Origin of the sequence: Thiohalorhabdus sp. Cl-TMA (genome assembly GCF_041821045.1) — a bacterium.
GTDB classification, from domain to species: Bacteria; Pseudomonadota; Gammaproteobacteria; order Thiohalorhabdales; family Thiohalorhabdaceae; genus Thiohalorhabdus; species Thiohalorhabdus methylotropha.
This window is the reverse complement of record NZ_JBGUAW010000007.1, coordinates 81,039-105,816: the sequence shown is the minus strand read 5'-3', so window position 1 is coordinate 105,816 and position 24,778 is coordinate 81,039. Positions and strand designations below refer to the sequence as shown.

21 protein-coding genes and 1 tRNA gene are annotated in these 24,778 nt (G+C 67.3%); 16 read left to right on the top strand and 6 right to left on the bottom strand.

Translation table 11 applies throughout. The features are described from left to right. The first annotated feature begins 325 nt into the window (after window positions 1-325). Both rny and ACERLL_RS11075 read left to right on the top strand, forming a co-directional pair. A complete protein-coding gene (gene rny / locus ACERLL_RS11080) occupies window positions 326-1,894 on the top strand; it encodes a ribonuclease Y (RefSeq protein ID WP_373656160.1) in 1,569 nt (522 codons plus the stop codon). Window positions 1,895-2,083: 189 nt separating this feature from the next. After that, window positions 2,084-2,863: a TIGR00282 family metallophosphoesterase gene (locus tag ACERLL_RS11075; RefSeq protein ID WP_373656159.1), complete on the top strand. Its 780-nt coding sequence runs from the start codon at window positions 2,084-2,086 to the stop codon at window positions 2,861-2,863. Window positions 2,864-3,005: 142 nt separating this feature from the next. On the opposite strand, the gene ACERLL_RS11070 is transcribed toward ACERLL_RS11075, so the two are convergent. Further along, a complete protein-coding gene (locus ACERLL_RS11070; protein ID WP_373656158.1) occupies window positions 3,006-3,434 on the bottom strand; it encodes a hypothetical protein in 429 nt (142 codons plus the stop codon). A gap of 270 nt (window positions 3,435-3,704) precedes the next feature. On the opposite strand from ACERLL_RS11070, the gene ACERLL_RS11065 reads away from it, so the two are divergent. Continuing rightward, a tRNA-Arg gene (locus ACERLL_RS11065) sits at window positions 3,705-3,781 on the top strand. 256 nt (window positions 3,782-4,037) lie between these two features. On the opposite strand, the gene ACERLL_RS11060 is transcribed toward ACERLL_RS11065, so the two are convergent. After that, window positions 4,038-4,247 carry a hypothetical protein gene (locus ACERLL_RS11060; protein WP_373656157.1) on the bottom strand — a complete coding sequence of 70 codons (210 nt, stop codon included), beginning with the start codon at window positions 4,245-4,247 and terminating at the stop codon, window positions 4,038-4,040. Between the two features lie 1,026 nt (window positions 4,248-5,273). Here ACERLL_RS11060 and ACERLL_RS11055 point away from each other — a divergent pair. Beyond that, window positions 5,274-5,951: a response regulator transcription factor gene (locus ACERLL_RS11055; RefSeq protein ID WP_373656156.1), complete on the top strand. Its 678-nt coding sequence runs from the start codon at window positions 5,274-5,276 to the stop codon at window positions 5,949-5,951. A gap of 201 nt (window positions 5,952-6,152) precedes the next feature. Here the strand turns inward: ACERLL_RS11055 and ACERLL_RS11050 are convergent, their stop codons facing one another. After that, entirely contained in the window at window positions 6,153-6,302 is a 150-nt protein-coding gene (locus ACERLL_RS11050; RefSeq protein ID WP_373656155.1) for a hypothetical protein, read from the bottom strand. Window positions 6,303-6,515: 213 nt separating this feature from the next. On the opposite strand from ACERLL_RS11050, the gene ACERLL_RS11045 reads away from it, so the two are divergent. Continuing rightward, entirely contained in the window at window positions 6,516-8,459 is a 1,944-nt protein-coding gene (locus ACERLL_RS11045; RefSeq protein WP_373656154.1) for an SMP-30/gluconolactonase/LRE family protein, read from the top strand. A gap of 257 nt (window positions 8,460-8,716) precedes the next feature. Continuing rightward, window positions 8,717-10,594, top strand: a complete 1,878-nt coding sequence (locus ACERLL_RS11040; RefSeq protein ID WP_373656153.1) for an ATP-binding protein — start codon at window positions 8,717-8,719, stop codon at window positions 10,592-10,594. Window positions 10,595-10,610: 16 nt separating this feature from the next. On the opposite strand, the gene ACERLL_RS11035 is transcribed toward ACERLL_RS11040, so the two are convergent. Continuing rightward, on the bottom strand, window positions 10,611-11,618 hold the full coding sequence (locus ACERLL_RS11035; protein WP_373656152.1) for a diguanylate cyclase domain-containing protein: 1,008 nt from the start codon (window positions 11,616-11,618) through the stop codon (window positions 10,611-10,613). A 165-nt stretch (window positions 11,619-11,783) separates the two neighbouring features. On the opposite strand from ACERLL_RS11035, the gene ACERLL_RS11030 reads away from it, so the two are divergent. The 5 genes from ACERLL_RS11030 (at window position 11,784) to ACERLL_RS11010 (ending at window position 14,685) form a co-directional block, all read left to right on the top strand. After that, window positions 11,784-11,918 (top strand): hypothetical protein, encoded by a 135-nt coding sequence (locus tag ACERLL_RS11030; protein WP_373656151.1) that lies wholly within the window; start codon window positions 11,784-11,786, stop codon window positions 11,916-11,918. A 9-nt stretch (window positions 11,919-11,927) separates the two neighbouring features. Then, a complete protein-coding gene (locus ACERLL_RS11025) occupies window positions 11,928-12,221 on the top strand; it encodes an EAL domain-containing protein (protein ID WP_373656150.1) in 294 nt (97 codons plus the stop codon). A gap of 117 nt (window positions 12,222-12,338) precedes the next feature. Then, a complete protein-coding gene (locus ACERLL_RS11020) occupies window positions 12,339-13,154 on the top strand; it encodes a hypothetical protein (RefSeq protein WP_373656149.1) in 816 nt (271 codons plus the stop codon). Between the two features lie 2 nt (window positions 13,155-13,156). Continuing rightward, window positions 13,157-13,798 (top strand): DUF599 domain-containing protein, encoded by a 642-nt coding sequence (locus ACERLL_RS11015; RefSeq protein ID WP_373656148.1) that lies wholly within the window; start codon window positions 13,157-13,159, stop codon window positions 13,796-13,798. 26 nt (window positions 13,799-13,824) lie between these two features. Then, complete coding sequence (locus ACERLL_RS11010; protein WP_373656147.1) at window positions 13,825-14,685, top strand: mechanosensitive ion channel family protein; 861 nt, start codon at window positions 13,825-13,827, stop codon at window positions 14,683-14,685. Here the strand turns inward: ACERLL_RS11010 and ACERLL_RS11005 are convergent. Then, window positions 14,682-15,662 (bottom strand): MDR family oxidoreductase, encoded by a 981-nt coding sequence (locus ACERLL_RS11005; protein ID WP_373656146.1) that lies wholly within the window; start codon window positions 15,660-15,662, stop codon window positions 14,682-14,684. The genes ACERLL_RS11010 and ACERLL_RS11005 overlap by 4 nt on opposite strands. A 158-nt stretch (window positions 15,663-15,820) precedes the next feature. Between ACERLL_RS11005 and ACERLL_RS11000 the strand changes: the two genes are divergently transcribed. Genes ACERLL_RS11000 through ACERLL_RS10990 form a run of 3 tightly spaced genes read left to right on the top strand, consistent with a single transcriptional unit; the run spans window position 15,821 to window position 18,763 of the window. Beyond that, window positions 15,821-17,566, top strand: coding sequence for a phospholipase D-like domain-containing protein (locus tag ACERLL_RS11000; RefSeq protein WP_373656145.1), 1,746 nt, complete (start codon window positions 15,821-15,823; stop codon window positions 17,564-17,566). After that, the gene (locus ACERLL_RS10995; RefSeq protein ID WP_373656144.1) at window positions 17,536-17,970 is read left to right on the top strand and encodes a TVP38/TMEM64 family protein; all 435 of its coding nucleotides are present in this window, start codon (window positions 17,536-17,538) and stop codon (window positions 17,968-17,970) included. The genes ACERLL_RS11000 and ACERLL_RS10995 overlap by 31 nt, the downstream gene beginning before the upstream one ends. Next, on the top strand, window positions 17,963-18,763 hold the full coding sequence (locus ACERLL_RS10990; protein WP_373656143.1) for an endonuclease/exonuclease/phosphatase family protein: 801 nt from the start codon (window positions 17,963-17,965) through the stop codon (window positions 18,761-18,763). The genes ACERLL_RS10995 and ACERLL_RS10990 overlap by 8 nt, the downstream gene beginning before the upstream one ends. Here the strand turns inward: ACERLL_RS10990 and nhaC are convergent. After that, complete coding sequence (gene nhaC / locus ACERLL_RS10985) at window positions 18,699-20,222, bottom strand: Na+/H+ antiporter NhaC (protein ID WP_373656142.1); 1,524 nt, start codon at window positions 20,220-20,222, stop codon at window positions 18,699-18,701. The genes ACERLL_RS10990 and nhaC overlap by 65 nt on opposite strands. 238 nt (window positions 20,223-20,460) lie before the next feature. Here nhaC and ACERLL_RS10980 point away from each other — a divergent pair, with 238 nt between their 5' ends. Then, complete coding sequence (locus ACERLL_RS10980) at window positions 20,461-21,588, top strand: efflux RND transporter periplasmic adaptor subunit (RefSeq protein WP_373656141.1); 1,128 nt, start codon at window positions 20,461-20,463, stop codon at window positions 21,586-21,588. A gap of 9 nt (window positions 21,589-21,597) precedes the next feature. After that, window positions 21,598-24,669 (top strand): efflux RND transporter permease subunit, encoded by a 3,072-nt coding sequence (locus tag ACERLL_RS10975; RefSeq protein ID WP_373656140.1) that lies wholly within the window; start codon window positions 21,598-21,600, stop codon window positions 24,667-24,669. Window positions 24,670-24,778: the final 109 nt, after the last annotated feature.

Genomic DNA, 24,778 nt, shown 5'->3' with positions numbered 1-24,778 from the left:
AGATGCCGAATCATAGCGGGTGCCGACGCTGCACGGAATCCGCGGTCGGGGTCGTTTGTCTGCCGGTGGGATCCGGAAAGCCCGAAGCCGGGGTCCCGCCGAAACGGGCATGCAGGCCCCGTCGCGGGTGGATCCGCGGGGCCGGCCGGATTTTTCATTGATTCACCCCGGGGGAGGCACCCATTCTTGCCCCGTTTCACGGACTTTCGGCCCTCGCGGGTCGGATCCCCGTGGCGGGATGGGATTCCCCGGGTGCCGCTAGCCATGGAGGTCGTTGCCGGTGGCCGCGAGCCGCCGGGTTGGTGACCAATGATGCGGAGGATAAGTGGTGGAAACCTTGATCGGACTGGCCATCGGCCTGCTTATCGGAGCAGGCGGGATGGGCGCAGGGACGTATATATGGGCCCGGCGCCTGCGCCGGGAACAGCAAGCACGCCTCGATGCCGAGCGCGAGCGCTCGGAGCGGGAGCTGGAAGAACGCCTGGAACGGCGGGAGCAGGAAATACGGCGGGAGGCCGAGGACAAGGCGGAAGAGCGGGCCAAGGACCGGGAGTCGGAGTCCAATAAGCGGCTCGAGGAGGTGGCCGAGCGGGAACGCCATAGCCGGGAACGGGAGGAAAAGGTGATCCGCAAGCTCGAGGCCCTCGACGAGAAGGAGACCCACCTCGTCGAGCGGGAGAACCGCCTGGAGCAGTCCCAGAAGGAGCTGGAGGAAAAGCGCCAGGAGCTGGACGGTCTCGAGGAGGAGCGCAGGAAACGGCTGGAGGAGGTCAGCGGCTACAGCCTGGAGGATGCCCGCAAGGAGATGGTGGCCGTCCTCAAGGACGACGCCCAGCGCGAGGCCGACAGCTACATCCGTGAGGTGGAGGCCGACGCCAAGGCCCGTGCCCAGGCGAAGGCTACCGAGATCATGGCCACGGCCATTCAGCGGTGGGCCGGTGAGTACGTGGCCGAGCGCACGGTGTCCGTGGTCAACCTGCCCGGCGACGAGATGAAGGGCCGCATCATCGGCCGCGAAGGCCGCAACATCCGCGCCCTGGAACGGGAGCTGGGCGTGGACATCATCGTCGACGATACACCCGGCGCCGTGGTGGTCTCCTGCTTCAACCCAATGCGGCGCACCATCGCCGTCCGGGTGCTGGAGGAGCTGGTGGAGGACGGCCGCATCCACCCGGAGCGGATCGAAAAGGCGGTCAAGAAGCAGCAGGAGACCATGGACGCCGAGGTCAAGGAGGCTGGCGAGAACGCCCTCATGGACGCCGATGTGCGGGGCGTGCCCGAAGACCTGGTCAATATCCTCGGCCAGCTGAAATTCCGCACCAGCTACACCCAGAACGTCCTCTACCACTCCATCGAGGTGGCCCATTTCGCGGGAATCATGGCCTCCGAGCTGGGTCTGGATCCGGTCCTGGCCCGCCGGGCGGGCCTGCTGCACGACATCGGCAAGGCCGTGGACCATGAGCACGAAGGCGGGCACGCGGCCATCGGCGGCGATCTGGGGCGCAAGTACAAGGAGAAGGACGAGGTGGTCAACGCCATCGAGGGCCACCACTTCGACGTGACTTCCATTTCCCCCTACACTCCGCTCGTGCACGCCGCCGACGCCCTGTCCGCCGCGCGGCCCGGCGCCCGCCGCGAGCAGATGACCAGCTACATCAAGCGCCTCGAGGACCTCGAGGAGATCGCCGGGCGGTTTCCGGGCGTGGCCCATGCCTACGCCCTGCAGGCCGGCCGGGAGCTCCGGGTCATCGCCCGGCAGGACGAGATGGACGACCAGGGCGCCTTCATGCTTTCCCGCAAGATCGCCCATGAGATCGAGGACGAGCTCACCTACCCGGGCGAGATCAAGGTGACGGTGATTCGGGAGACCCGGGCCACCGAGGTCGCCCATTAGGGTGCAGAATAGAGGAAGGGAGGCGGCGGGCTCCCGCCCATAGCTTCCCTCCCTCGGGAAAAAAGCGCGGAAACGGAACCCCCGGCCTCGAATGGGGCCGGAACTGGGGGGACGTCGGCGTATCGGCACTCCGGCCGCACCTCAGGCCTGGCCGTGCGCGGCAGGAAAAGGACCAAAGGCACTAGCGAAATGAATATCCTCTTCGTGGGCGACATCTTCGGCAAGCCCGGCCGCCGGATCTTCCGGGACCAGATCGACAACCTCAAGCAGCGTCTGGACGTGGACCTGCTGATAGTCAACGGCGAGAACGCCGCGGGCGGATTCGGCATCACCGAGGAGATGGGCGAGGAGATCCTGGCCAAGGCCGATGTGATCACCTCCGGCAACCACATCTGGGATAAGAAGGAGACCCAGCCCTACATCGCCCGCCAGCGCCGCCTGCTGCGGCCCCAGAACTATCCGCCCACGACCCCGGGGCGGGGCTGGTACATATTCGAAAGCGCCGGCGGTCATGCGGTGGGCGTGCTGAACCTCATGGGGCGGGTGTTCATGGACCCTGTGGACTGCCCCTTCCAGACCGCCGACCGCATCCTGTCCGAGAAGCCGGACCACGTGAAAACGGTGTTCGTGGACATGCACTGCGAGACCACCAGCGAAAAGTGGGCCATGGGCTGGCACCTGGCAGGACGGGCTTCGGTGGTGGTGGGCACGCACACGCACGTCCCCACGGCCGACGAGCGCATCCTCAAGGACCATACCGGCTTCATCTCCGATGTGGGCATGACCGGTACCTTCGATTCCGTGATCGGCATCAAGAAGGAGAACGTCCTCAAGCGCATGGTCCACAAGCTGCCCGAGCGCTTCGAGGCCGCAAGCGGGCCCGCCGAGCTGAACTCCGTGCTGGTTCAGGTGGATGAGGCCACCGGTGCCTGCACGAGCATCCGGCGCATCCGGGTCAACGAGGAGTAGGCCCGTTCCGGCGCCCGTGGCCGTTGTCCCGGGAGTCGGCTCAGGCGTTTTCGGAGCCCATCTCTTCCATGGCCTCGATGACGTCGCCGCTTACGCCCTCGTCGCGCAGGAGCCCCTGCTGTGATTCGCTGAGCGCGAGCTCCTAGTCGGTGGCCTCGAGGCGGTCGATTATTTCCTCATCGCTCAGCCCGGCCTCTTCCATGGCGATGACTTCGTCCATGGTCACGAAGCCGTTGTCGTTGATGTCGACCGTATCCCCGTCCTCCTCCACCTGTGCCGCGGTTACCGGATCGGATTGCGCCTCCCGGGCGGCTTGACGGGCATCGTCCTCGTCTCTGCTCTCGCCGCCGAGCAGATAGCCGCCGCCCCCGCCCAGGGCACCGCCGAGCAAGGCCCCGGTGACATTGTTCTCCGTCATCATGGCGCCCAGCGCAGCGCCGGCGGCCGCGCCCCCGGCGGTGGTCTGCTGCTGTCGGGTTCCCGGCAGATTCTGGCAGCCCGCCAGAAGCAGAACGAGGAGCCAGGCGACCAGGATGGCCGGCAAACTGCCCCGCGATGCTTGGTTGAGCATGGTATGCATCCTCGTTGGCGTATCCGTTGGTCCATGAAGCCTCCAGCCCGGCACCAAAGCCGGGTCGATGGCCGTTATGGGTAGGAATTTCGACCGGAAAGGCGCGGGGATTCTTCCGGCCGGGAGGTATTGAAACGGCTGGGTGCGGCCCGGCCCCATAGGGTCGGGGAGAGGAGGTAGGTTTCTTTCCGGATCGGCCAGGCCGCGAAACGGAAGGCCGAAAGGGTGGACAGGCCGAGTCGCGTAACGGTATCCTAATAAACTTCCCAAGCGCGATTAGCTCAGCTGGATAGAGCGTCGGCCTCCGGAGCCGAAGGTCGCAGGTTCGAATCCTGCATCGCGCACCATACAAGCCTTTGAAAATTCGGGTCGCCCGGCTCACTTCCCACTCGGCAGTCCTGCCGGTGAGCCCGGCGGCCCGAATTTTTGTCACAGTTTTCCCCGCGGATTCTTCCAGCCGGGTTTTCCCGGCATGCCGGCGTGCTTGCCCCTTGTCCCAACAGGAATGGCCGGGCCGCAAGGTAACTGACGCGCGGCCTGGCTCCCCGTCCGTTTGGTCGGGGCCAACCCGCTGATTCGGCGCTCGAACCTGCGCTTTTCCCTCTACGGGTGGGTATCGGCGAGGGAGTGGATGAGGCGCCGGAAGCGGTGGTGGATACTGGTCACCTCCTCCCGGGAGATGAAGATGTCGGCGTAGCACTGGAAGCACGGCAGGGACCCGTCGGGGGTCAGACGGGAGATGGGCGCCTTGCGCTCGTGTCCGCACTCGGGGCAGGTAAGGGCGATCTCTAGATTATGGAATTCCTCGGGCATGATGCCTCCCCGGGTAATGGGTAGGTTCCTGGCGGGGACCAGTAAAGGGAAATTGCCAAGCCGGGCGCTGGGGATGCGCTAACTCTGGAAATTTCTCCGCGCCCCGGCGCTCAGGGACAGGGATGGGATAGCCCGGGTGAGCCGCTCATTTCCTCGCCCCATCCCGCCAGGTGGGGATAGAGCAAATGAGAGATCCCACGGAGCTTTTCCATACCGGACGCTTGCGTCCCCCGGTATTTATCGAGCATCTGCTTCTTGATCTCGGGATGTTTGGCCAGCAATTCCCTGATGATCCGAAGCGCAATCTGCCTGGCCCGTTCCCTGCTGATTCCTTCCCGTTCCGAGATCTGCCGCAAGGAGCGCCCGGAGAGAACCTCCCGGGCTATGCGTCGGTCCCGGTTCGGGTGTCTGCGCTGGTTTCCACTCGCCATGACCGGTCCATCCTCCATCCGCCGGCCGGCATCTTTCGGGCCCGGCCGCTCTGGCTGTTATAAGAGCCCTCCGGAACGGAGGGTGATGCCATTCGGTCTGCTCTTGCTCCGATACCCCGGCTGACCGGAAAGCCCCGGGAGCCCAATGGGGCCCACCCCTGGCGCCGGTCAAGAACTGACCTTAGGCTAAAAATGGGTCGATACCCCGACAATAGGAGAAAGTCCCCCCGATCCTTGGCCCTTACTAGGGAAATTCTTTAGACCATGCGGGCGCGTGGTGCGGCGCTTCGCGCGGCCCGGCTACCGGGGTGCCCGCCTCTTCGGCCGGGTGCTTACAGGCGACGCCGGCTGTTACCGTTCTCGGGGGACGGCGGGAGTGCCGCGGTTTGGGTATCCGCCGGCTGCCGCAGCGCCTTCTGGCGCACCACCGGCTGCGGCCGAACGGAAGCTGAACGGTCAGGTACCGGTTGGTGTCGGTGTATGGGGGGATGGGGGGCAGTTACAGCACTTCAGGGCAACAGCCTTATCGTATGGCGGCCACTCGGGGAAAACCCTTTAGGCGGCCCGTACGGGGCCAATTCGTGGGAGCAGTAGATTGGAGCCACAGACCAGCGAGAACTGCGTTTTCATCGTGGATGATGATGAAGGGGTGTGTAAGGCCCTCGATGTGCTGCTTGATTCGGTGGGGATCCAAACCGAAACTTTCTCCTCGGCCCAGGCATTCATGGACAATTATGCCGGGGGGAACGGCTGTTTGCTCCTGGATATTCGGATGCCCCAGATAAGCGGATTCGAGCTGTTCGGCTGGGTCCGGGAGAACTATCCCGAGCTGCCGGTTATCTTCTTGACCGGCCACGGGGACCATGACCTGGCTCGCCGGGCCTTAAAGAACGGGGCGGCCGACTTTCTGGGGAAGAACTGCAACGACCAAGAGCTCATTGAAGTGGTGCAAAGGGCCTTGCAGTCCAATCTGGAGGCCCAGCAAGCTCGGCAGCAACGGAGGGCTGTTCAGGAACGGTTGAGCACTTTGACGGCCCGGGAAAGCGAGGTGGCCCGGCTCCTCTGTGACGGATTGCCCACCAAGACCATTGCCTGGAAGCTGAACATGTCCAATAAGACCGTCGATGTCCACCGCTCGAACCTGCTCAGGAAAATGGAGGCCCGGTCCCCGGCGGAGCTGACCAAGATGGTCATGCTCCTCGGGGCCAACATGGATACTGCCTCCGAAACGATTCTTGATCAGGTATTCGCTATGCCCGATTCGGACGACTAGGCTTCTCCGGAGTGGGACCGCCGCAATCTCCCCATGGCCCACAGTGAGGGAGATCCCGCGGGCGCCCTGTCCCTGCGTCCCCCCAGCTCCTGCCTGTGCCCTGCCCCCATCGTCGGTCTTGCCGAAGGCCGGCAAGTTGGCCGGGAGCCGCAGTCGCAAATTGGAAAGCCCGGGATTTCGATAGGCCATCCGCCGGGCTCGCTACTCCACGTCCAGCTCCGTGGCCCGGGGCCGAGCCAGTGCGAACCCCGCATCGAAGCGCCGGGTACGTACCCCCTCGGCGACCTCCAGGCTGCAGCCGGTGCAGGCGCGTTTTACCGCCCGGAGCAGCAGCGGCAGGAAACTGGACATGGCCGCCTCCGAGAAGCCGATGCGCACCGTGCCGGTTATGCCGCGGCCTCCAGCTCGCCCAGCTGAACCCGGGATAGATACTTCCAGTGCATCACGAAATCCGGAATTGATATTGGATCAATATTACCTGCTGGGGCACAGTATCGCGAGCTTCCACCGGCTGGTCGATGGCCCGCGCCGGACGGACCAGCCCGCACCCAACAGGAACAACCAATGCGTCATTACCGAAAAATAATTACCGGGCTCCTGCTGCTCCTGGCGGCGGGCTCAGCCTCCGCCGCCAGCCCGGCCATGGAGGAGAACCTGGAGAAACTGAACCTGCCGGACGGCTTTCACGTGGAAATCTACGCGGAGGTTCCGGGCGCCCGCTCCATGGCGCTCGGCCAGTCCACGGGCACGGTATTCGTGGGTACCCGCGGCAAGAAGCTGTACGCCGTGGTGGACAAGGACAAGGACCGCAGCGCCGACCGCGTGCTGACGCTGATGGACGACCTCAAGGTCGGCAACGGCGTGGCCATGCACGAGGGCAATCTGTACGTGGCGGAGCAGCACCGCATCACGCGGGTGGGCGGTGTCGGCTTCGACCTGAACATGCCCTTCGAGAAGATGCGGCAGGAGGTCTTCACGGGGCTGCCGGACAAGGCCCATCACGGCTGGCGCTACCTGGAGCTCGGGCCCGACGGCAAGCTCTACGTCACCGTGGGCGCGCCGTGCAACATCTGCGATCCGCAGGACATAGAGGCGAGCATCATCCGCATGGACCCGGATGGCTCCGACGTGGAGGTCTATGCCGAGGGAATCCGCAATTCCGTCGGCATGGATTTCCAGCCCGGCAGCGGCACGCTGTACTTCACCGACAACGGCGTGGACATGATGGGCGACGAGCGCCCCGCCGGGGAGCTCAACGCGGCGCCCGAGGCGGGAATGCACTTCGGCTTCCCCTACTATGCGGGCGGCAAGGACCGGCAGAAGCAGTGGGCGGACAAGCAGCCGCCGCAGCAGGTGACCTACCCGGTGGAGACCTTCCGTGCCCATACGGCCAATCTTGGCCTTGACTTCTATACGGGAGGCATGTTCCCGGCGGCCTACCGCGGGGACGCCATCGTGGCGCAGCACGGTTCCTGGAACCGTTCCTCCCCCATCGGCTACCGGCTCATGCGGGTGCGCTTCGACGATTCCGGGAGCGCTGCCGGCAAGGAGGTCTTCGTGGACGGCTGGCTGCAGAACGGCGAGGCCTGGGGTCGGCCCGTGGATACCCTCCAGCTCCCGGACGGCTCCCTGCTGGTCTCGGATGACTACGCCGGGGTGATATACCGCATCAGCTACGGCGAGCGGACCGGCGGCGCGGCCTCCGGTGCCGGGAGCACCCGGACCGGAAAGGCCATGGTGAAGGGCCTCGCCGCGCCGGAGTCGGCGGTGGCGCATCCCGACGGCCGGGTGTTCGTTTCCGAGGTGGGCGGCTTCAACAAGGACGGCGACGGCCGCATCCGCGCCATTGCCCCGGACGGCGGCAAGAGCGTGCTCGCCGAGGGGCTGAACGATCCCAAGGGCCTGGACCTCTGGAACGGCAGCCTCTACGTGGCTGACAAGACCCGCGTGGTCAAGGTGGGGCTGGACGGGTCCACCGAGGTGCTGGCGGCGGCCGATGCCTTCCCGGGCACCCCCACTTTCCTCAATGACGTGGAGATCGACGGCGGCGGCAACGTCTACGTCTCCGACAGCGGGACCGAGGACGGCGGCCACGCCGGGGTCTACCGCATCGCGCCGGACGGCGGCGTAACGGAGGTGATCGGCAGCGCGACCCTGGAGGCCGGCGTCCGGCCGAACGGCCTGCTCATGGACGGGCTGAAGCATCTGCTCGTGGCCGATTTCGGATCCGGCCGGCTGATCCGCCTGGATCTGGCCAGCGGCGAGCTTACCGGGCTGAACCGGGGGCTCGGCGCCGCCGACGGCCTGGTCCGGGACGCCCGTGGCAACCTGTACGTCAGTGACTGGGGCAATGGTCGCCTGTTCCTGCTGAGCAGCCCCACGGCAACGCCCAAGCTCCTGTCCGATGCGTACAAGGCCGCGGCCGATATCGGCATCAGCGCCGACGGCCGCCACCTGCTGGTGCCGGACATGAAGGGCGGGGCGCTGGACTACGTGCCCGTGCCCTGATCCCCAGCCCACAGCGGCGCGAAACAGAGGCCGGGGCCCTGCGCCCCGGCTTTTTTCGTGGTGCTTCACAGCCCCGCCAGCGCTGTCCGGCAAAAGGTCTGCATACAGGTACGAGCGCTCCGTGCTATATCTGGAACGAGGCCGCTGCCAGCGCCCGGCCGTCCGAATCGATTCCAAGGCGCTCATGTCTCGAAGTGCGACCCGCCCGGCTCCGGGAATGCGCGGGCATCCGCCATCCCCGCCTCAGGAGGGCAGCCATGCACGCGACCCCGAATTCAGAGCCTGCTCCCGAGACGCGCCTGTTCGAGCAGCTCTTCTGGGACGGCTCCCTTCCGCGTCTGGTGCTCGATCCGCAGACCCGCGCCGTCCATTACGCCAACCCCGCTGCCCGGGGCTTCTCCGGATTCAACGGCGCGGATTTCCGGGAAATGCCGTTCCCGAAGCTGTTCCCCGGCTCGGAGGGGAAGGTTGCGGCGTTTCTGGACCGCGTAGAGGCACGGCAGAGCGACTCCCTGCACCTGTCCCGCGGTGACGCGCAAGAAGGCGGGGGCGGGACGCTGCAGCTGCGGGGCATGGTGCTGGGTCTGGCGGGCCGTACCTGGCTGCACGTGCTCGTCCGGGAGATCTCGGCGGCCGGTTCCTGGGAGCCGGGCTACCAGCAGTGGATCGGAGTGGGTGCGTGGCGGCTGCTCCAGCACATCTTCCACTATTCAACCGAGGGCTTCCTCCTGGTGGACTTCGAGTCCCTGGAGGCGCTGGAGGTCAACGAGGCCCTGTGCCGGATGCTGGACCGGCCCCGATGCGAGCTGCTCGGGGAGCGGCCGGATTCCTGGCTGGACCTGAATGACCAGGGGACCTTCTGGCGCGAGGCCGAGCGGCGCGGGGAAAAGGGCAGCCGCCTCTACGAGGTCCGTTTCGTGGCCCGTGACGGCCGCCGGGTGCCGGTGCTGGCCAACGCCACTACCTGCTACGAGGGGCAGGGAAGCCCGGTGGCCTCCATCGTCTTCATCACCGATCTCACCCGGCTCAAGCAGAGCGAGGAGTTCGCCGATCAGCTCATGCAGGTCCTCGAGTCCTTCCCCGGCCTGATCGGCATGTGCGACGACCACCTGGAGTTCCTCTACCACAACCGTTACGCCAAGGACCTGCTGGGTGCGGACCAGTCCACCAATGTCACGGTGCGCGGAACCCACCCGGAGTGGGCCTTCCAGGTCATGCGGGAGGAGGCATTGCCCGCCGCCGCCCGGGAAGGGTACTGGGTGGGGGAGAGCGCCCTGTTGGATAAGGTGGGCCGGGAAGTGCCGTTCCTGGTCACGGTGGTGGCCCATTACGACAAGCTCGGCGGGGTGGGCCGGTTCTCCATCGTGGGCATCGATCAGTCCGTGCAGAATCTGTCCGAGGAGAAGAGGCGCCAGTATGCCGAGCAGCTCCGCAGCATCAGCCGGCTGATATCCATGGAGGGGCTGGCTTCCCTGCTGGCGCATCAGCTCAATCAGCCCCTGGCCTCGCTGACCAATTATGCCGCCGCCGGAAACCAACTGATCGCGCGGGAGTGCCCGGAATCCGCGCACATGCGGGGGCTGCTGGAGAACATCAGCGAGGAGACCCGCAAGGCCAGCGACATCGTCGTCCACGTCCGGAAGTTCCTGAAGGGGGAGGGGCCCGATTTCCGCGCCCTGGATCTGAACGACCTGATCCGCCGGCTGCCGCCGTTCCTGAAGGATTCCACCACCACCGGTCAGATACCCGTCCGCCTGCGGTTGGCGGAGGACCTGCCGCCCGTGGTCGGCGATTGGCTCCAGCTCCAGGAGGTCCTCCACAACCTGATCCATAACGCCCGCGAGGCGAATCTGGAAAGCGCCCCCGCGAATCCGAGTCCGGTTTTCCTCAACTCCCGCCGGGAAGGGAGCCAGGTGGTGGTGGAGGTGGTGGACGAGGGCCCGGGCCTCCCCGATGAGATGGACACGGATGCCCTGGTGCGGCCCTTCTTCACCACCAAGAAGGGGGGCATCGGGCTAGGGCTCTGGGTAGCCTATTCCATACTCGAGGGCCATGGCGGCCGGCTGGAGGCGAGGCGCAATGCCTCCGGGGAAGGGGCCACCTTCCGGATCCGGCTTCCCCTGCAGACGGAATAAGCCGCTTGCGAACCGGTTACTCTTCCGTCAGGAAATCGGCGACCATTAGGTCCCGGCCACGGGCCTTCGCCTCGTAGAGCAGGGAATCCGCCTTGCGGGAGAACTGCTTGGGCGTTGCCGAGGGCACTTGCGCCGACTTCGCCGTAACCGCCCCTGCGCTCAAGGTGACCTGTGCGAGCGGGGCGCCCTGGTGGGGGAGGTTCAGCTCCTTCACGGCCCGCTTGGCGCGCTCCCCCAGGTCCCGGGTACCGTATTCCGAGCTGTCGGGTATCAGGATGGCGAATTCCTCTCCGCCCAGCCGGAAGACCACATCCCCCGCCCTCCGGCACTGCGACCGCAGGGCCCGCGCCACGCGCTGCAGGCAGGCATCACCCTGGTGATGGCCGTAGCGGTCGTTGTAGCTCTTGAAGTAATCGATGTCGGCCAGCACCAGGCCGATGTGGCCCTCCAGGCGCAAGGCGCGGCGCCATTCCTGGTCGAGGACGGCATCGAAGTGGCGTCGGTTGTACAAGCCGGTGAGATGGTCACGAATGGCCTCGGAACGGAGCAGGAGCTCGTTCTCCAGGAGGGTCCGCAGATCGATGATGAACTGCTTCATGGATTCGGTGAACGCCCGGGCCCGGTTGTCGATGGCGCAGAGGCTGCCGACCTTGTGCCCCTCCGGGGACCGGACCGGGATACCGGCGTAGAAGCCGATATGGGGCGCCTCCTGGACGAGGGGGTTGTCCCGGAAGCCGGAGTGCTGCGTCGCATCCTCGATGACCAGGATGTCGTCCTGGAGGATGGTATGCCCGCAGAAGGAAACCTGGCGCGGGGTCTCCTGGATGTTCAGGCCCGTGCAGGATTTGAAGAACTGCCGGTCCCCGTCGATCAGCGAAAACGCCGTGATGGGTACCTCCAGGACCTGGGCCAGCAGCCTCGTGATACGGTCGAAGCTCTCCTCCACCTCCGGGCTTGTGAGTCCGAGCGCGGTAACGCAGGCTTGCCGCTCCGTTTCGTTGGACGGGGTGGCGGGGCCTTCCATGTTCTGCCCTTTATGATTCCGAACGGTTCCTTCCGGAACCGCCGCATGCCGTGTCGTGGAACGCCGCATGGGAATGCGGCCGGTGTCGGCAACCATGCTCCCCTTGCGGTGCGCCGGTCAATTGCCCGCCTCGGTCCCGTGGCCGGGGCTCTGTCTCTCCCGTCAATGGGGTATCCCAACCTCCAGCTGGGTGCCTGGATCCTTCAGGCGGCCCTGAACGCCCGGCGCGTCCAGTTCGCCGTGGACGATTTCGGGACCGGCCATTCCTCGCGAATCAACCTCAAGCAGCTTCCGGTTTAGACGCGGAAGGTGGACAAGCCCTTCATCCAGGATCTGTCCTGGAACGCCCCGAGCCGGACCATTACCGACACCCTCCTGCGGAGGTCCTCCATGCTGGATCTGCGCTCCAACGCCGAAGGGGTCGAGGAGCCGAATCAGGAGGAGCGGGTCCAGGCCAAGGGCTGCGTGGCGGGGCAGGGATACCTGTTCGGGACCCGTCTGCCCGCTTCATCGGACATCCGGACGGAGACGGCTGAGCTACGGAAGCCTGGCTCCGTCCGTCAGGTCGGGGAGGACGGCCCCTGGATTCCGGTGCGGCGGTGATGTTCGCTCCTCTGAAAAAAGGCTTGCGGGCTTCCCCCGGCTCGGGGACTTCGTTAGGTTGGTGGGGCGGTAGTACGGGAGAACCCCATCAAGCGCGAGGACGGGAGGGTCCGCCGGGTGGAGTCGCCAGTAGCAGTGGAGGAAACGGCAGCCTCCTGGTGGGGGCGCTTCCAGCTCGCCCTGGGGGAATGGGGACACTGGGCGGTCGGTCCGCTCGATCTCTGGCTCCGGCGCCTGCCGTCCGAGTGGACCCTGGTGGATCTGCCGGGCTCCGGAGCCGAGGATCGGCCGGCGGCCGTTTCCGTACCGGCCCCGAGTGGGCCGGGGGTCCCGGAGGAGCAGCGCCTGCGGTATGTGGTGGGGAAGACGGCAGAGACCGTGGTGCTGACGCCCTACCTGGCGGACCGCTCGGTGGTGGCCCGGCCGGACAGTCCCCTGTTCATCCTCGCCGGAGCGGAGGTGTGTCTCTACGTTAGCAGCCCGCTTTGGGTGCGGCTGGAAACGGGCGAGGAGCGCCGTCTTCTGCGGGAGATGCCGGTATCCCGGCCTTCCGATACCTGGTTCGGGCCCACCACCCGCGAGGGGGAGCTGGCCTATGCCGCCCGCACCCAGGCCCGGCTGGATCCGGACGGGCTGCCCCCCACTCCGCACTGGGCGATAACCAGGGTGCGGCTGCGCAACGAGACCCGGACCCCCATGCCCATGGAGCGGCTCAACCTGCCGGTGCCCAACCTGACGCTGTATGAGGGCGGCGACGGCCGGCTGTGGACGGAGAATGTGACCCTTACCCTGGGGCCCGATTCCGACTCCGCGGCGGTGGTCATGGAGAAAGCGAAGCCCGCCGAGGCCCGGCGGGCGAAGCCACTGCACGAGCCCCGCAGCCGCCCGGAGCGTAATCGGCTGGTCCGGGCGCTCAGCTCCCTGATCGGCTAGGAATGCGTATCCACGTGCTCCTGGAGGCGGGCCTGCCCATCCTGGCCTTCCTCCTGTTGGCGGGCTACCATCTCCGTCTGCTCCACCGGATGCGCGCCGCCCCGGAGACCACCGCGCTCGGCGTGGCCCGCCGCGTCCGGGACGTATGGGTGGAGCTGGTGATGGCGGAGCGCCGGGACATCCTGGCGGTCCAAACGCTCCGCAACTGGACCATGGCCGCCACCTTTCTGGCCTCCACCGCCATGCTGATCGCCCTCGGCATCCTGAGCATTGCCGCCACCAGCGCCCGCGCCCTGGAGGTCTCCCGCCTGCTCACCTTCCTGGAAGGGGCGGATGCCCGCTTTACCCTGATCAAGCTCATGGCGGTGGCGGGGGTGTTCCTGTTCGCCTTTTTCAACTTCGCCCTGGCCATCCGCTATTACAACCACGCCGCCTACCAGCTGGCCCTGCCGGCTGGACGGGATCCCCGGGTGACCCCGGAAACGGTGGCGAGGGGCCTGAACCAGGGCGGTGTACACTACACCCTGGGCATGCGGGCCTATTATCTGGCCGTGCCCCTGGCGCTTTGGGTGTTCGGCCCGGAGCTGCTGCTGGGTGGTGCGGTGGTGGTGCTGCTGGCGCTGGCTCGCCAGGATCGTCCCTGAGAGACAGACCGGGAGGCTGGTGAACCATGGAATCGCTGGGAAACGGCCTGGGGGCGTGGCTGGTCGACGACCGGGTCTGGACGGTGGTTCGCGCGCTCCTGATCCTGGGCGTGGGCTTCCTCCTGGCCAAATTGGCCAGCGTGGCCGTGGTCCGCGCCTCGGCGCGCTACGCCAATGCCCAGCGCGCCATGGTCATCCGCCGCGCTATCTTCTACATGGTGGCGGGCTTGACGGTGGTGTCCGCGCTGCGCGAGCTGGGCTTCGAGCTCGGTGTGCTGCTGGGCGCCGCCGGCATCCTGACCGTGGCCGTGGGCTTTGCCTCCCAGACCTCCGCCTCCAATATCATCAGCGGCCTGTTCCTGATCGGGGAGCAGCCCTTCGTGGTGGGGGACATCATCCAGGTGGGAGGCTACACCGGCGAGGTGCTGGCCGTGGATCTTTTGTCCGTGAAGCTGCGCACCTTCGACAACCTCTTTGTGCGCATTCCCAACGAGACCATGATCAAGTCCGAGGTGACCAACCTCACCCAGTTCCCCATCCGGCGCCTGGACGTGCTGCTGCGGGTGGCCTACAAGGAGGACGTGGGCCGGGTGCGCGCGGTGCTGGAGGGTGCGGCGGCGCGCAACCCGCTGTGCCTGGAGGAGCCCAAGCCCCTGTTCCTCTTCCTGGGCTTCGGCGAGTCGGGGATGGATCTGCAGTTCTCGGTCTGGGCCGCCCGTGAGCATTACCTGGAGCTGAAGAGCTCCATCCAGCCGGAGATCAAGGCCGCCTTCGACGAGGCGGGCATCGAGATCCCCTTCCCGCACCGTAGCCTCTACGCGGGGGCGGTCTCCGAGCCCTTCCCGGTGCGGGTGGTGGGGGAGACGGAGCGCGCCGCGGACGTTTAGGCCCCCGGAGTCACCACCACCCGGCCGCGCACCCCGCCACGCAAAATCTCCGGACCCAGCGTCTTCAGCTCCTCCAGGCCCGCTTCCCGGACCATGCCGTCCAGCGTCTCGCGGGGCAGGTCCCGGACCAGGCGCTGCCAGGCCGTGCTGCGGCGCTCCGGTGGGCAGTACACCGTGTCGATCCCCAGCAGATTGACGCCGCGCAGCAGGAAGGGGACGACCGAGGCGGGGAGGTCCGCTCCGCCCGCGAGGCCCACCGCCGCCACCGAGCCGCCGTAGCGTATCTGGCCGAGGACCCGGGCCAGCGTGTCGCCCCCCACTGCATCGATACAGCCCGCCCATCGCTGGTGCTCCAGGGGCCGCTCGGGCGGGCCCGCCAGCTCCGCGCGGTCCAGGACTTCCCCGGCACCCAGCGCCAGGAGGTAGTCGCGGTGCTCCGGACGTCCGGTTACCGCGGCGACCCGATGCCCCGCGCGGGCCAGCAGGGCCACCGCCAGCGAGCCCACCCCGCCGGTGGCGCCGGTCACCAGCACCGGTCCATCGCCCGGCGTCACCCCGTGCTCCTCCAGGGCCAGGACGCCCAGCATGGCCGCCAGCCCCGCAGTGCCCGCCGCCATGGCCCGCCGGCTGTCCAGTCCCGCCGGGAGCGGGGTCAGCCAGTCACCCCGGACCCGGGCCTTCTCGGCGTATCCGCCCCAGTGACGCTCGCCCACCCCCCATCCGGTAAGCAGGACGCCGTCTCCCGGGCTGAAACCGGGATGGGCGCTCTCGGCCACCGTGCCGGCCAGGTCGATGCCCGGCACGTGCGGATAGTGCTTCACCAAGCCGCCCCGACCGGTCAGCACCAGACCGTCCTTGTAGTTCAGCCCCGAATACTCCACGGCAACCGTGACGTCGCCCGCGGGCAGGTCGGCTTCCTTGAGGGATTGCACCCGGGGTTCGGATTCGGGGGCGTCGAGCAGCAAGGCCTTGAACATGGGGGCTCCGGTTCGGGGAGGCCGGTGGAGGCTACAGCTTATCAGGGTGGGGGAAGGGGGCAAACCGAACGGAGAATGCGGGTCCAGGGCGAATGCGGGTATGGAAGCGCTTACTTTAGTGCGGCAGGGTGAAGGGAAAGGAGGTGGATCACACCCTGATGAGCGCGAACGAGCCAAGGATCCTGCGCGAGGGACGGAACTGCTGGCGGATATGCCGAGCCGATCGGCTCGCCTTCCTGATCGACGGCCACCGCTATTATCCGGCGGTGGTGGACAGCCTTTCCAGGGCGGAAGGGGCCGCCTGGGTGCTGGCCTGGGATATCGACGGGCGCCTGCGCCTGGACCGGGGTCCCGTGCCCGATGGTCTGCCCGCGACGCTCTCCCCTTTTCTCAGCGCGCTGTGCGCCCGGAAGCCCGGGCTGCACCTCTATGTGCTGCTCTGGGACTACGCCATGATCTATGCGTTGGAGCGGGAGCCGATCCCCAGCGTGAACCTGGGATGGCGGTCCCATCGGCGCCTCCATTTCCGCATGGACGGCTCCCACCCGGTGGGCGCCTGCCATCACCAGAAAGTGGTGGTGGTGGACGATGCCGTGGGGTACGTAGGGGGCTTCGATCTGAGCAAATGGCGCTGGGATACCTCCGGGCACCGTCCGGGGGACCCCATCCGGGTGGATCCGGAAGGGAATCCCTATCCGCCCTTCCACGACGTGCAGATGGTGGTGGACGGCGAGGCCGCGGCCGCTCTGGGTGACCTGTGCCGCCAGCGGTGGAGCCGGGCCGGCGGACGCCGTGAGCCCACGGAGGCGGTGGCGGGGGATCCCTGGCCCGCCGGCGTGGAGCCGGAGCTTCGCGACGTCCGCGTGGGCATCGCCCGGACCCATCCGGCCTACGAGGGTAAGCCGGAGGCGCGCGAGATCGAGGCCCTGCATCTGGACGCCATCGCCGCCGCAAGGCGCTTCATCTACATCGAGAACCAGTACCTGACCAGCCACGCGGTGGGGCAGGCCCTGTCCGGAAGGCTCGCGGAGGTCGACGGGCCGGAAGTGGCCATCGTGCTGCCCCTGCGCAAGGACGGGTGGCTGGAGCGGCAGACCATGGACGTGCTACGCACCCGGCTGTTGAGGCAGCTGCGTGCGGCGGACCAGCACCACCGGCTGCGGGTTTATTACCCCCATATCCCGGGATTGGGCAGGGAATGGGTGAGTGTCCACTCCAAGGTCCTGGTGGCCGACGATCGGCTGGTGCGGCTGGGCTCCGCCAACATGAGCAACCGCTCCATGGGACTGGACACGGAATGCGATCTGGCGGTGGAAGCGGGACCCGGCGAGGAGGCGGTCCGCGCAGTGATCGCCGGGCTCCGCAACCGCCTGCTCGCGGAGCACCTGGATGTGACAGAGGAACAGGTGGCGGAAGCCCTGGCCGCGGAATCCCCCGTCGCCGCCATCGAGTCCCTCCGCACCGAGTCCGGGCGCAGTCTACGCCCCCTGGACGGCACCGTGAACGCCTCGTCGGAGCGCCTGGTGCCCGATTCCGCGGTCATCGATCCGGAGCGGCCGGCGGGCCCCGACGAGTTCGTGGAGATCTACGTGCCTCCGGAGGACCGCAAGACCGGCAGGCGCCAGGCATCGCTGTTCGTGGCTTTCCTGCTGGGGCTCGTGGGCCTGGCGGTGATCTGGCAGATGACCCCGCTCGCGGAATGGGTGGAGGCGGACAAGGTCGCCGCCTGGCTGGACGGCGTCCGGTACAGCCCCGTGGCCCTGCCGGCAGTGATCCTGGTGTACGTTGTGGCGTCCCTGCTCACGCTGCCCCTGGCCGTGATGATCGTGGGCACGGCCATTACCTTCGCCCCTGGCTGGGATTCGGGTACGCCATGGTGGCGGCCCTGGTCACCGCGGTCCTGAATTACGCGCTGGGGGCCATGCTGGGCCGGCAGGCCGTCACCAGCCTGGCCGGCTCGCGGATTAACCGCATCAGCCAATGGCTGTCCAACCGCGGTGTCGTGGCGGTGGCCACCCTCCGCGTCCTGCCCGTGGCTCCCTTCATCATCGTCAACCTGGTGGCGGGCGCGGTGCACATCCGTTTCCGCAATTACTTCTGGGGATCCGTGATTGGGATGATTCCCGGGACGCTGGCCATCGCCGTGTTCGCCGACAGCCTCCTGGCGGTCATCCTCGACCCCAACTGGACCGGCGCGGGGATCCTCGCCGGGGTCACCGGCGCGGTGGTGGGCGGCGCCCTGGTGGTGCGGCGCTGGCTGCGGGCCCGGGCGGCGCGCTCCGGAGACCGGGAGGCCACGCTTGGCTGAGGAACCGGAGAAAAAAGGGGGGAAGGTGGGGGTGCGAGTGGCCACCTACAACATCCACCAGGGCATCGGCCGGGACCGACGGCGCGACCCGCCCCGGATCGCCTCGGTGATCCGCAACCTGGGTGCCGGGATCATCGCCCTCCAGGAGGTGGACACGCGGCAGGGCAGCCTGCCGTGGGTGCACGAGATTGACTATCTGGCGGAGGCCTCCGGCTACACAACGGTGGCGGGGCCCACCCATACCCGCTTCGATTACCATTTCGGCAATATCTTGCTGTCCGCCTACCCGGTGGACGGCATCCACCACGTCGACCTGAGCGTGTACCGGCGCGAGCCGCGCGGCGCCCTGGACGTGGAGCTCCGTGTGCACGGGGAGCCTCTGCGGGTCATCGCCACCCATCTGGGGCTCTGGCCCTATGAGCGGGTGCGCCAGGTTCGGTGGCTGCTGGAGCATCTGGGCGGCGGGCCCACGGGGCCCACCGTGCTCCTCGGCGATATAAACGAGTGGTTCCCCTGGGCGCGCTCGGTGCGGATGCTGAGCCGCGTTTTCGGCCGGGCGCCCGCCCCGGCGGGCTTCCCATCGGCCTTTCCCTTCCTGGCCCTGGACCGCATCTGGGCGTTTCCCAGGGAAGGCCTGGAGGCCGTCCGTCCCTGGCGCAGCCCCTTGGCCCGGGTGGCCTCCGACCATCTTCCGGTAACCGCCCATTTCTCCTTCCCGCGCGCGGAGGCTATTCCCGCCGATAGGCGTCGAAGGCCCGCTCCAGCCCTTCGGGGTCAAGCTGTGCAGCGCTGACCATCTCGCCGGCCACCATGACGGGCTCCTCATCGCGCTGCCACTGCGCACGCTCCGCATCCGAGGCGCGTGGCATGTACCAGCCGAGGGCCGCAAACAGAAGGCCGATGAGCGGCGACAGCCAGCAGGCCACGGCGAAGGGGGCGTAGGCCAGTGTGGGAATGCCCAGGGCTCCCGCGGTGAAGGCGCCCCCCGCACTCCAGGGCACCAGCGGGTTGATCAGGGTGCCGCCCTCCTCGATGGAGCGCGACAGGTTCAGCGTGGACAGGCCCTGGCCGCGGTAGGCGGGGGAGAACATCCGGCCGGGCAGCGCGATGGACAGGTAGGGGTCTCCGGTGATCAGGTTGGTGCCCACCGCGCCCCCGGTGCTCGCCGTCACCAGGGAGAAGCGGCCGCGCACCCGGCGCATCACCGCGTTGAGGATCACCTCCAGGCACCGGGTCTGCTCCACGATGCCGCCGAAGGCCAGGGCGATGAGTACCAGCGAGATGGTCCACATCATGGACTGGATGCCGCCCTTGGACAGGAGCTCGTCCACCGCCGCCACCCCGGTGGTGCTGGAGAACCCTTCCTGCATGACCACGAAGACCTGGTGGAAGGAGGCGCCCTGGGCGATCAGGGCGGTGGCCGCCCCGGCCAGCACACCGGCGAACAGCGTGGGAATGGCGGGGAAGCGGCGCACGGCCAGCACCACCACCAGCAGCGCCGGAAGCAGCAGGGCGGGATGGAAGGTGAAACGCTCCTCCAGGGCGGCGAGTATGGTGCGCACCTGCTCGGTGTGCAGGTTCTGCCCGGCGTACTGCAGGCCGAGGACCCAGAACAGGGTGCCCGCCGCGAGCATGGCCGGAACGGCGGTGGCCATCATGTTGCGGATATGGCTGAACAGATTGGTGGCGGTCACCGCCGGGGCCAGATTGGTGGTGTCCGAAAGCGGGGACATCTTGTCGCCGAAGAAGGCCCCGGAAACGATGGCGCCGCCGGTATAGGCGGCGGGGATGCCCAGACCCTCCCCAATGCCCACCAGGGCCAGGCCCACCGTGCCCACGGTACCCCAGGAGGTGCCGATGGCCACGGACACCACCGCCGGGATCAGCATGGCGGCGAGCAGGAAGAACTGCGGGGTGATGAGCTGGAGGCCGTAATAGATGAGCAGCGGGACGGTGCCCGAGAGGATCCAGGTGCCGATGATCATACCCACGGTCATCAGGATGGCCACCGAGGGCAGGCCGATGTGCACCACGTGGAAAAGGCCCGTTTCCATGTCTTTCCAGCGGAATCCCCGGGTCCAGGCGAGGAAGCCGGTGAAGGCGATGCCCAGGGCCAGCGGGATCTGCGGGGCGAACTCGTCGAGCACGGCGAGCTGCAGCAGCATGAGCCCCATGGTTACGGCGATGGGCAGCACGGCCAGAGCCAGGCTGGGACGGGGGCGGTGCGCCGCGCCGGCGTTGGCGGTTTCCATGCGGGTCGCCTCTGTTCGTCGGATGCCGGAGCGGAATTATACCTGTTCGGGCCGGCCGCCCCAGAGTGCCGCGCCGGAGGACATGGCGCGTCCCCGGGACACCGCCGGCGGGCCCGCGTCTTGACGTCCCGCGGGCGATGTCGCAGGCTTTAGGGTCTTTACTGACCGATCGGTCGGTTTGGGCCGTCCCGCCGGATCGGCCCGGCTCCGGTAAGTCCGCCCAAGGAAAGCCCCGCCCATGATCAAGCGCATGCTCCTGATGCTGATTGCCCTCGCCCTGGTGTTCGGGGGCATTTTCGGCTGGAAATACTATACCGCCATGCTCATGCAGCAGCGGATGGCCAGCATGAAGCCGCCGCCGTCCACGGTGACCACTTACGAGGCGGAGGCCACCACCTGGCAGCCGGAGCTGCATGCCGTGGGCTCCCTCCAGGCGGTTCGCGGCGTGAGCGTCAGTCCCGAGGTGGCCGGCCGGGTCATCGACATCCGCTTCCAGTCGGGACGCCGGGTGCGCAAGGGCGAGCTGCTCGTGGCCCTCAACACGAGCACCGAAGAGGCGGAGCTGGATCGGCTCCAGGCCCAGAAGGACCTGGCGGAGACCCAGCTCCGGCGGGTGCGCGAGCTGCGGAGCAAGAACCAGACTTCCCAGGCCGAGGTGGACCAGGCGGCCGCCGAGGTGGAGACCCTGTCCGCCCAGATCGCCCGTGAGCGCACCATCATCGACAAGATGAACATCCGGGCGCCGTTCAGCGGCGTGGTGGGCATCCGCAAGGTGGATCTGGGGCAGTACGTCTCGCCGGGCACGGACCTGGTCAATCTGCAGGCGCTCCAGCCCCTGTACGTGGACTTCACCCTGCCCCAGCAGAACCTGCGCCATATCCGCGAGGGGATGCCGGTGGAGCTGACGGTGGACACCTATCCGGACCGGACTTTCCGTGGCGAGATCACCGCCCTGGACCCCAGGGTGGCCCAGAGTACCCGCAACTTCGCCGTACGGGCCACCCTGGAAAACAAGGAGAAGCGCCTGCGCCCGGGGATGTTCGCCGACGTGGCGGTGCAGCTGCCCGAGCAGCGCGAGGTGGTGACCCTGCCCAAGACCGCCATTACCAGCCAGCCCTACGGCGACTCGGTATTCGTGGTGCAGGAGAAGAAGGGCCCGGACGGCAAGCCGGTGAAGACCGTCACCAAGCGCTTCGTGCGGACCGGCGACCGGCGCGGCAGCCAGGTGGCCGTCAGCGAAGGCGTGTCGGCCGGCGAGACAGTGGTGACCTCCGGCCAGCTCAAGCTGCGGGAGGGCGCCCGGATCAAGGTGAACAACGAGGTGCGGCCGGATTCCAATCCCTCCCCCACCCCGCCGAACAAATAGGCCCAGGATATGAATGTCACCGACATCTTCATCCGTCGCCCCGTCCTGGCCACGGTGGTCAGCCTCCTTATCCTGCTGGTGGGGGCGCGCTCGCTGCAGCTCCTGAACGTGCGCGAGTACCCCGAGACCACCGACTCCGTGGTCACGGTGCGCACCGCCTATCCCGGTGCGGACGCCCAGCTCGTTAAGGGCTTCATCACCTCTCCCCTGGAGGAGGCCATCGCCACCTCCGACGGCATCGATTTCCTGGAGTCCACCTCCATCCAGGGCATCAGCGTCATCCAGGCCCACATCGAGCTCAACTACGACCCCTATCAGGCCCTGACGCAGATCTCCGCCAAGGTGGATCAGGTGCGCAGCGACCTGCCGGAGGAGAGCGAGGAGCCCACCATCAACGTGGCCGTGGGCGAGACCACGGCCACCATGTACATCAATTTCCACAGCGAGGTCCTGGAGCCCAACCAGATCACCGACTACCTGAACCGGGTGGTGCAGCCCAAGCTGAACTCGGTGTCCGGGGTCCAGGAGGCGGAGATCCTCGGCGGGCGGCCCTTCGCCCTGCGCGCCTGGCTGAAGCCGGACAAGATGGCGGCGGTGGGCGTCACGCCCTCGGAGGTCTTCCAGGTCCTGGAGGCCAACAACCACCTGGCCGGGGTGGGGCGGACCAAGGGCACCATGGTGACCATCCGGCTGCGGGCGGATACCAGCCTGGAATCCGCCGAGCAGTTCCGCCAGCTGGTGGTCAAGCGGACCTCCGAGGGCACCATTCGCCTGGAGGACGTGGCGGAGGTGGAGCTGGGCGCGGAATCCTACGACAGCTCGGTGATCTTCCAGGGCAACCCGGGCACCTTCGTCGGCATCCAGACCGTACCGACGGCCAATCCGTTGACCGTCATCGAGGACGTACGGAATACCCTGCCCGACCTGGAGGCCAACTATCCCGGCGGGCTCGAGCACACCATCGTCTACGACGCCACGGAGTTCATCGAGGAGTCCATCAGCGAGGTGGAGAAGACGCTGATCGAGGCCTTCCTCATCGTGGTGGTGGTGATCTTCCTGTTCCTGGGCTCGTTCCGGGCGGTGGCCATCCCCGTGATCGCCGTCCCCCTGTCCCTGATCGGGACGGGCTTTTTGATGTTCGCCATGGGCTATTCGCTGAACGTGCTCACCCTGCTGGCCATGGTGCTCGCCATCGGTCTGGTGGTGGACGACGCCATCATCGTCGTGGAGAACATCCACCGCCACATCGAGAACGGCGAGCGGCCCTTCGACGCCGCCATCTACGGCGCCCGGGAGCTGGCGGGCCCCATCGTGGCCATGTCCCTGACCCTGGTCGCGGTGTTCGCGCCCATCGGCTTCATGGGCGGCGTCACCGGAACGCTGTTCTCGGAATTCGCCTATTCCCTGGCCGGGGCGGTGGTGATCTCCGGGGTGGTGGCCCTGACGCTGTCGCCCATGATGGCCTCGCGCATGCTGAAGGCGGATACGGGCAGCGGCGGGCTGGCGCATTTCCTGGACAAGAGCTTCGAGAAGCTGCGCTGGGCCTATGAGCGGCTGCTGCACCGCACCCTGAACTACCTTTCGGTGGGGGTGGTGTTCGGCCTCGCGGTCCTGGCGAGCTGCTACTTCCTGTTCGTGACCACGCCGAGCGAGCTGGCGCCCGACGCGGACAAGGGCTCCATCTTCGTGCTGTCCACGGGGGCGCCCGATGCCACCCTGGACCAGACCGAGCTGTTCACGAACATGTACAACCCCATCTTCGAGAGCTTCCCGGCCACGGACGTCTACTTCAACGCCAACGGCATCTCCCCCGGCGGGGCCGCCCAGCCCAACAGCGCCTTCTCCATCCTGCGGCTGAAGCCCTGGAGCAAGCGCGATCGCACGGCCATGGAGATCAAGCCCATCCTGCAGGGCAAGCTGGGCGCGGTCCCCGGCCTGCGGTCGGCGGTGTTCATCCCGCCGGCGCTGCCCGGAAGCGGCAGCGGCCTGCCCGTGCAGTTCGTGATCGGCAGTACCGACGAGCCGCAGGCGCTCTATGATGTTTCGCAGCAGATCCTGCAGGCGGCCCAGCAGAGCGGCCTGTTCGTGTTCACTGACACGGACCTCAAGTACGACCAGCCGCAGGCCCGGATCCAGATCGACCGGGACAAGGTGGCGGACCTGGGGCTGACCATGCGCTCGGTGGGCAGCGAGATCTCCTCCATGCTCGGCGGGGCCTATGTGAACCGCTTCAGCATGCAGGGTCGGGCCTATCAGGTGATCCCGCAGGTGGAGCGGGTGAAGCGGCTCAATCCCGAGCAGCTCCTGCGCTACCACATCAATACGCCCTCGGGGGAGATGATCCCGCTGTCCACGGTGGTCTCGCTGCAGCGGGAGGTGCAGCCGGAGCAGCTCCACCGGTTCCAGCAGCTCAACAGCGCCACCATCTCCGCCATCCCGGCGCCGGGGGTCTCCATGGGCCGGGCCCTGGACTTCCTGGAATCCAAGGCCCAGGAAGTCTTCCCCCAGGGGTATTCCATCGATTACGCGGGCCAGTCGCGGAAGTACGTGGAGGAGGGGCAGCAGCTGGTGGTCACCTTCTTCCTGGCGCTGGTGCTGATCTTCCTGATGCTCGCGGCCCTCTACGAGAGCTGGCGGGACCCGCTGGTGATGCTCATCTCGGTGCCCATGTCCATCGCCGGGGCGCTGGTGTTCCTGAGCCTGGGCTTCGCCACCATGAACATCTATACCCAGATCGGGCTGGTGACCCTGATCGGCGTGATCAGCAAGCACGGCATCCTGATCGTGCAGTTCGCCAACCAGCTCCAGATCGGCGAGGGCTTTAGCAAGCGCAAGGCCATCGAGGATGCCGCGGGGATCCGGCTGCGCCCCATCCTCATGACCACGGCGGCCCTGGTGCTCGCCGTGATCCCCCTGATCATGGCCACGGGCGCCGGCGCGCAGAGCCGTTACGCCCTGGGGCTGGTGATCGCCACGGGCCTTTCCATCGGCACCCTGTTCACCCTGTTCGTGGTACCCACCATGTACATGGTCCTCGGCAAGGACCATGGCGGAGCTCGGGAGGAGGAGGCTTCCACCTGATTCCGCAGCGGCACCGTTCGCGATGCCAGGCCGCCCCGAGGGGCGGCCTTTTTGTGTGGGTGATTATCATTTGATGCCGATCAAGGTGGCGGTTCGGGCCCGCGCACGC